The 8503-nt window shown below is 35.1% G+C and carries 4 protein-coding genes; 2 read left to right on the top strand and 2 right to left on the bottom strand.

Annotated elements, in window-relative coordinates; genetic code table 11:
- Positions 1-499: 499 nt before the first annotated feature.
- Positions 500-2107, bottom strand: coding sequence for a DUF6377 domain-containing protein (locus Q0486_RS15015; protein ID WP_299235144.1), 1608 nt, complete (start codon positions 2105-2107; stop codon positions 500-502).
- A gap of 262 nt (positions 2108-2369) precedes the next feature.
- On the opposite strand from Q0486_RS15015, the gene Q0486_RS15010 reads away from it, so the two are divergent.
- Together Q0486_RS15010 and Q0486_RS15005 are read left to right on the top strand one after the other, a co-directional pair.
- Complete coding sequence (locus Q0486_RS15010; RefSeq protein WP_299235141.1) at positions 2370-4556, top strand: alpha-galactosidase; 2187 nt, start codon at positions 2370-2372, stop codon at positions 4554-4556.
- A gap of 286 nt (positions 4557-4842) precedes the next feature.
- Positions 4843-6120, top strand: coding sequence for a rhamnogalacturonan acetylesterase (locus Q0486_RS15005; RefSeq protein WP_299235138.1), 1278 nt, complete (start codon positions 4843-4845; stop codon positions 6118-6120).
- Positions 6121-6136: 16 nt separating this feature from the next.
- On the opposite strand, the gene Q0486_RS15000 is transcribed toward Q0486_RS15005, so the two are convergent.
- A complete protein-coding gene (locus tag Q0486_RS15000) occupies positions 6137-8485 on the bottom strand; it encodes a glycosyl hydrolase 115 family protein (RefSeq protein ID WP_299235135.1) in 2349 nt (782 codons plus the stop codon).
- Positions 8486-8503: the final 18 nt, after the last annotated feature.

Raw genomic sequence — 8503 nt, 5'->3', positions numbered from 1 at the left:
CTGCAATACATTTGACAACTTTTTTTTCAAAAAAATTATAACTATATACATAACTAGCTGTTAATCAATGGGGGAAAAGAAATAAAAAATTTACAGGTGAATTACACACAGAATTATATAATAAATCAACACACATTATAATTATATATTTAGCTCAAACCCTGGAAATCTTGATTTCCATAAAGGGGAAAACATGCATAAATAATAAGACACAAGAAATAATTATTTATAACGACAAAACAAACTTGGCGTGACACGGACGTGCAACGCGCGTGACACGAACGTGTAACGAGTGTAACACGTAGGTGTTACGACCGTAACACGAACGTGTAACGATAACAATGTCTTGACAAACCTGCAGTCATAACTGAAAATGCAGACTCAAAAATAAAACTTATAGCTTGGCACCAAAGTCACTACTAGCGCCTAAATACACTAATACATATACCACTGAAATATGTAAAATTGCTAATAAGGTTTAATCTTACACTATAATCAATTATTCTATAGAACAAAGTCCTTTTACCTTCTCCTCAAACTCATCTCTATTCCTAGCCTTGTTCTTGACTGCAGTACGGTAATTATAAATAGTTTGCGGAGAATAGAAAAGTAAAGTAGCAATCTTTGAACTATCCTTAATACCCAATCTAATAAGAGCAAAAATTCTCAACTCTGTGTTTAAAATATCACCTTTACCAGGAACGATCTCTTCACCTTCTCTAAGAAGTTTATTAAACTCAGAAACAAAATCAGGATATAGAGTTACAAAAGCTGTATCAAAATTCACAAAGAATTGCATTGCGTCACTATCTGTCATTTTAGTGCTATTAACCATTTTCAGCAAATCATCTATCTGTTTTGCTTTGACTTTTCTTCTCACCAGATCCTGATATTTATTGAGTTTATCAATATAAGCCGCACAAAGCTCTATGAACAAACTGACATATTCTTCACGCGTACGATTAGTTTTCATAAGTTCAGAATTCAAATCTTTGAGTTGTATATTCATATCTGTCACTATGGCCCTTTGCCTACCGAGAAGTTTAAACTGCCTGAAAATATACAGCATGGCAAGAACAAGCATTATGCCAAGAAAACTAATAAAATATACAGCCTTCACAAGCACCTTGTTCTTTTCTATCCATTTACTCTGATAAGCATTTACAATAGGAGGAAATTTCTTGGCAATCTCTAACATTCTCAACCTATTATTATAAAACATAGCATCTTCCATGGAATAACTGATATACCTATTGGCCCTTTCCAAATCCGGTTCCTTGCTTTTATAAAGAAACATTGCAAGCTCCTGCATGGATAGATTTTCCTTCAAAGGACAGGTTATATCCGAGATAGCCGACATTATAAGGTACTTCTCATACTCACGCATATTCCCCTGGCTTCTATGAGTGAAAGCAAGACCACACGTTACACACGCATAAAGTCGGGTATTTACCCTCAAACCATTCAATGCTTTTTCATAAAATCTTTGAGCCTCATACTGATTTCCATTTCTAGCTTTCAGTTCTCCACTCCAATACATAAACTCATGTGATGAAGGATCAATAACCTGCAACATAGAGTCTATATACAATACTTCTTTATCTTTAAAGTCTATAGAGAAATTGTCATCTGCAGAATATTCGCTCCATACACTATAAACCCATTCGTAGGCCGAAAAATAATCCAACAACAATGATTTATCAATTTTGGCCCTTTCTATATTATTTAATATATCCAAAGATTGAGAAAAATATCCTGTAGTGGCAAGCAACAACGAACGGTTTATATTACATTTCTGAATATATCTGTCATCAGAAGCTTTCAAAGCTATTTTATCCAACAATGACAAATAATAATAAGCTGAATCAGACCTATATGTATAATACTCTTCAAATACTTTATCGTATAATTCAAACAATGCAGAATTTCCCATACCAACAGTTTTTATTTTTTTGATACTATCTATACGGGATTCTTTTATTAAAGAAAATTCATTTCTGCGTAATAATGCAGCATCCAGCTCACTATATAACTTTGTAATATCATTTACGGCATATGCAAACAAGACACAGTTTATAAGCAAAACTAATAGAACTATTTTCTTCATAAAGCACAACATTAAAGAGTATGATACAAAAATAAGCAAAGTTTCGAATAAATCAAAATCTACTTTACGCGTTAAAGCATATTATCATAAAGCATTGGATTACAACCCATTATACTAAAATAATCAATTAAAGAATCTACTTTATGTCTACTATAATAGAAATAACTCTATGATTAATCATATATTTGTATATCTCATAATGGAAAACATATGTACTTTTATTTAGAGAACAAAAAGATTCAATAACTAATAAATAATAACCATGAAAAAATTAATCATTGCCGGTGCACTTGCGTGTATGACCTTACACACAAATGCAGAAAACAAAGTATTCCGTATTTCAACAAATCAGACAGACCTGATACTCCAGGTAGCCGATAATGGTCGTCTTTATCAAACTTATTTAGGTGAAAAATTACTTCACGAAAAAGATATAAAAAACCTCAAATGGAATGTACATCCCGGAACTGACGCCAGCGTCAGCCAACGCGGTTGGGAGGTTTACAGCGGTTCTGGAAACGAAGAATTCTATGAACCGGCAATAGCAATCACTCACAACGATGGAAAGACTTCTACATATTTATATTATATATCTTCATCAACCAAAGAAGTTGAAGGAGGTACACAAACTACAATCAATCTCCGCGATGACAAATATCCTGTAGATGTTACACTCCACTATGTGGCATATCCTGAAGAAAACATAATCAAAACATGGAGCGAAATCAAACATCAGGAAAAGAAACCTATCACTCTTTCCACATACGCTTCTACAATGTTATACTTCAACCGTGCATCGTACTATCTGACAGAATTCAGTAGTGACTGGGCAAAAGAAGCACAAATGAGTAGCCAGCAGTTGCTATTCGGAAAAAAAGTAATCGACACAAAACTTGGAAGCCGTGCAGCAATGCATACACATCCTTTTTTCGAAATAGGACTTGACCAACCTGTAGCAGAAAATCATGGTGAAGTGCTGATGGGAACATTGGGATGGACAGGTAACTTCCGTTTCACTTTCGAAGTAGACAACGTCGGTAATCTACGTGTAATCCCCGCAATCAATCCATACGCATCAAATTATGAACTACCTAAGAACGAAGTATTCACTACACCAGAATTCATATTCACTCTTAGCTATAATGGAACATCAGAAGGAAGTCGCAACTTCCATAACTGGGCTAGAAACTATAGTCTGAAAGATGGTAAAGGCGAAAGACTGACTCTTCTGAACAACTGGGAGAACACTGCATTCGATTTTGACCAAGAGATATTGGCTGAACTGATGAAAGAAGCCAAACACCTTGGAGTAGACATGTTCCTTCTTGACGACGGATGGTTTGCAAACAAATATCCTCGCAAGGATGACAAAGCCGGACTTGGAGACTGGGAAGTGACACACAGTAAATTGCCAGGAGGTATTCCTGCACTCGTTAATTCTGCAAAAGAAGCTGGAGTTAAATTTGGTATATGGATTGAACCTGAGATGGTAAATCCTAAGAGCGAACTTTTCGAAAAACATCCAGACTGGGCTATTCACGATGAAAACAGAAAAATTTACTACTACCGTAATCAGTTAGTCCTCGACTTGAGTAATCCTGAAGTGCAGGATTATGTTTATAACGTAGTAGAAAATCTGATGAAAGAAAATCCAGAAATAGCATTCTTCAAATGGGATTGCAACAGCCCTATAACAAACATCTACTCTCCATATCTGAAAAACAAACAAGGTAATATGTATATTGATCACGTTCGCGGTGTATACAACGTAATGAAAAGGGTGAACAAAAATTATCCTAATGTTCCGATGATGCTTTGTTCTGGTGGTGGTGCACGATGCGATTACGAAGCTTTGAAATATTTTACCGAATTCTGGTGCAGTGACAACACTGACCCTATAGAACGTATCTACATACAATGGGGATTTTCACAGTTCTTCCCTGCAAAGGCTATGTGTGCACACGTTACAAGCTGGAATAAGAACACCTCCGTAAAATTCCGTACAGACGTGGCTTCAATGTGCAAACTCGGTTTCGATATAGGTCTTAAAGAAATGAGTGCAGAAGAACTGGAATATTGCCAGACTGCCGTGAACAACTGGAAAAGATTGAATCCTGCAATCATGGAGGGCGACCAATTCAGACTGGTTTCACCATACGAATCAAACCATATGGCTGTAAACTATGTTAGCAAAGACCAAAACAAGGCAGTATTATTCGCCTATGATATCCACCCACGCTATCAGGAAAAACTTATGAATGTAAAACTTCAAGGACTTGATGCAAACAAGATATATAAAGTGGAAGAAATAAATCTTATGCCTGGAACAAAATCAAGATTCAAATCAAATGGTAAAACTTTCTCCGGTGATTATCTTATGAAAGTAGGAATAGAAGTATTCGGTTTTACACATACTCAAAGCCACGTAATTGAAATAACAGCAGAATAACACAAGAACTAAATACCAGACAAAAATTCTCATTAATTGTAATGGTGCAACAGGGAAACCGGATTGCACCATTATTTTTTTCATGCGTTTCAAATTCTTTCTAACTACAATTGCTAATATATTATTTCCAATTAGAGCTGATATCAATAAATTTTTGAAACAAAATTCAATTCTTATGTATAATATTCCATTTCCAGACAATTGCATTTGGTTAACTTTGCAATTGTCAAAAAAGACTAGAATATAAGATTGATTTAAAGTTAAAATAACAATTAAATATCTACACATGAAAACATTATTATTATCTGTTCTCTTAGCGAGTGCACCAGTTTCAGGCTATTTAAGTGCACAAGACTATTTATTTGATTTTTCCAACCGTAAGAATGTAGAAAATGTAATCAAAATAAATCAGGAGAATATTTATCCTGGCACCAACGGATATGGTTATGACATTCTTCCCGCGCCAAAGAAAAATAGTAATACTCCTTATTACTTTTCAGTCAATGTACCAGATGGTAATTATAGAGTAACAATTACCATTGGAGACAAGAAGGAAAATGGTATCACAACAGTAAGGGGTGAATCAAGACGACTCTTCCTAAATAATGTTGTCACTAAAAAGAATGAATTCAAGACATTCAGCTTTATTATAAACAAAAGAAATACTCAAATAAATGAAAAAGAGTTTGTAAAGATAAAAGATAGAGAAAAAAACAAACTGAACTGGGATAACAAACTGACATTCGAATTTAATGGAGAAAAACCGTGTGTATCATCTTTAAAAATAGAAAAAATTGATAATGTAACAACAATATTTTTAGCAGGGAACTCAACTGTTGTAGACCAGGATAATGAGCCATGGGCCAGTTGGGGACAAATGATTACTTATTTCTTTGACGATAACATTTGTATTGCTAATTATGCAGAAAGCGGAGAACGTACAGACACGTTTATCAAAGCCAAACGATTGAAGAAAGCATTAAGTGAGATGAAAGAAGGTGATTATATGTTCATCGAATTCGGACATAATGACCAAAAACTTAAAGGCCCTGGATGTGGAGCATATTACTCATTTGCCATGTATCTCAAAACATTTGTTGATGAAATAAGAGCAAAAGGTGGTATACCTATATTCGTTACCCCAACCCAAAGACGTTCATTCGATAACAACGGACATATAAAAGATACACATGAGGATTATCCGGATGCCATGAGATGGGTTGCAGAAAAAGAAAACATTCCGGTTATAGAACTTAACAAACTGACACGAACTTTATACGAAGCCATGGGTGTAGAAGAATCCAAAAAACTTTTTGTTCATTATCCTGCAGGAAGTTATCCGGGACAAACAACTGCACTTGCCGATAACACACACTTCAATCCTTTCGGTGCTTACGAGATTGCTAAATGCGTAATAGAAGAAATAAAAAGACTAAATCTTCCTTTTGTTAAGAATATCAGAAAAGACTATATTACATTCGACCCTTCAAGTCCTGACAATCCTTCAGACTTTTTGTGGAACAATAGTCCGTTTACAGAAATTGAAAAACCTGATGGAAATTAATCCATCAGGTTTCAAACTATTTTTTAAATATCAATATCTGATCGAGGATAACACCATTATCCAATGCTTTTATCGAAAGTTTATGCCTGTTTGAATTACTTACAGGTAAAGTAATCTTCTTGCGGGCCTGATTTCTAAGGACATTCTGTTTCCATTCCTCACTTCTACCTTTTGTCTCATAATGAATAGGCATTGACTTTACTCCATCAAGTTCAATAATAAAGCGCAAGCTGTTCCCAGAAACCGGATGAGAAGGTAACAAGCATACCTCAACATCAACGGAGTCAGAGTCTATACAACCAAACTCATACGACACAGATGAATCCTTTGAAATCATACCAGCCTTACCTTCATAACCAAGACCTTCGCATGGCGAAACATTACCGGAAACTGTTTCTATGGCATTCATAACAAACACCGGTCTATCATCATTCAACAATCTGCTTTCAGAAAGAGATTTCTTTACTTTTTCAAAAACAGGCAGTTTCCTTGGCTTGGCATCCATAATAAAATTCCATTTACCATTATTGCCTATACCTCTATTATATATTGATGTCAAAGTCATTATACTATCATAAGCAATTTCACTTTTACTCCAGTCCATCAAATTATGCCTTGCCAGTTGGGCATAAATAAACTTCTTATTCATCTCAGCGGCTCCTTTTATAGGATATTCCGCCAATTGAAAATAAGCATCCAATAACGTTTCAGGAACTTCTTTCTTTAAAGCATCAACCTTTGATGAAATAGACTCATAATTATTTACTCTTTCCAACAAATAATCCTCACTCCATTCCAAATCCCTGACAGTATTGTAATAGGCCTTTTTCTCATATTCTTCTACACGAGTATTTCCCATAAACTCAGGCTTACGAATATATGCAAGTCTGTAATGTTCATTCAATAAAGGTAACAAGTCTTTAGCCACAACACTACCAAAATCCCTGTTCAGATAACTATACAATTGTTTACTAACCCCGTTTTCAGCTACATCATTAATATTCCATGCCATATCCATGAATAACTCTATCTGATATTCAGCTGGTTTTATATCACCAACATTTAAAATCCATATTTTCTGAATACCACTGTCATAAGCCAGTTTCATTTGCTGATATAACAAATAAGGACTAAACGTTCCAAGCCACAAATAATCATGAGGGCGCCCCCAATAAGATACATGATAATAAATACCATTACCTCCTTTACGCTTTATCTCATTCTCATTAGGGAAATGTCTGATATATCCATAATTATCATCACACCACATTAATGTTACATCATCCGGTACATCTAAGCCATAATTATATATATCAAGTACCTCCTTATAAGGGATGAATACCTGTGGAATATTATTAAGATTCTTATCAACAAACTCAGTCAGCATGTTACGTTGCTCAGCAATAACATTATCCAGAACCTTCTTTTGTTCTTCTACAGTTTTTGCACCTTGCATCTTACCGTCATGCACACCTCTCATCCCTAATGTATAAATAATCTCCTGACCTGATACTTCTTTTACACGTTTCTGCCAAAAATCAATTACATTGGAACTGTTATTTACAAAATCATATTCTCCATTACCTCTAAGTGGCCATTCTCCGGCTGTGCTGCATGCCATAGGTTCACAATGAGAACCTCCCACATATATACCATAATCTTTGGCTACCTCCATATTTCCTTCTGTCATGAAGAAAGGATAAGTGCACTCATGCATGGCAGGCCAATACGCATTCGCTTTCAGGCGAAGAAGCAGTTCAAAAATACGCTTATTTGTCTCAGGGCCTATTACCCCAGGGTTATTGCCCTTCTCGTAATTCTTATTACTCCATGGCAATAATCCCCAGTCTTCATCATTAATAAATATACCCCTATATTTCACAGACGGACACTGAGCATCAAAATAACCAGAGGCGAGACTAAAGCTTTCCTTTTTACGAGGTTTTACATCGGCCCACCATTCCCATGGAGATACTCCAAGAAGTCTTGAGAACTCCATTATACCATAAGCTGTTCCATGACAGTCACTACCAACTATGGCCAACGTATTATCAGGCATAACAGAAATGACAAATGCCTGAGATTTATTTCTGATACAAGAAAAATCAATATTCAGAGATTCTACAAGATTACTTTTCCCTAACGTACCAATAATAATATTACCTTTATTGCCAAAATTAACAGTAACATCAAGAACAGACGATAAGTCATGTTCAAGCAGCCTCAACGCATTTTTTACGATACCTTCTTCTTTTTTTTCAACAGATATATCAATTTTCTGTGATGACTTTATTGAAAACCCTGCAGACAATGCAAATGCCGTTACACTATAATATAAAAATAAAAAAAACAGATATTTCCTCATATTTACAAGCTATACAAT

Origin of the sequence: uncultured Bacteroides sp. (assembly GCF_937912035.1) — a bacterium.
In the GTDB taxonomy this organism is placed as follows: domain Bacteria; phylum Bacteroidota; class Bacteroidia; order Bacteroidales; family Bacteroidaceae; genus Phocaeicola.
This window is presented reverse-complemented; position numbering and strand designations above follow the sequence as displayed.

Bases quoted from the DNA above. Each gene is read 5' to 3' on its own strand.
- Q0486_RS15015 (WP_299235144.1), bottom strand. From the start codon at position 2,107: ATGAAGAAAATAGTTCTATTAGTTTTGCTTATAAACTGTGTCTTGTTT.
- Q0486_RS15010 (WP_299235141.1), top strand. From the start codon at position 2,370: ATGAAAAAATTAATCATTGCCGGTGCACTTGCGTGTATGACCTTACAC.
- Q0486_RS15005 (WP_299235138.1), top strand. From the start codon at position 4,843: ATGAAAACATTATTATTATCTGTTCTCTTAGCGAGTGCACCAGTTTCA.
- Q0486_RS15000 (WP_299235135.1), bottom strand. From the start codon at position 8,485: ATGAGGAAATATCTGTTTTTTTTATTTTTATATTATAGTGTAACGGCA.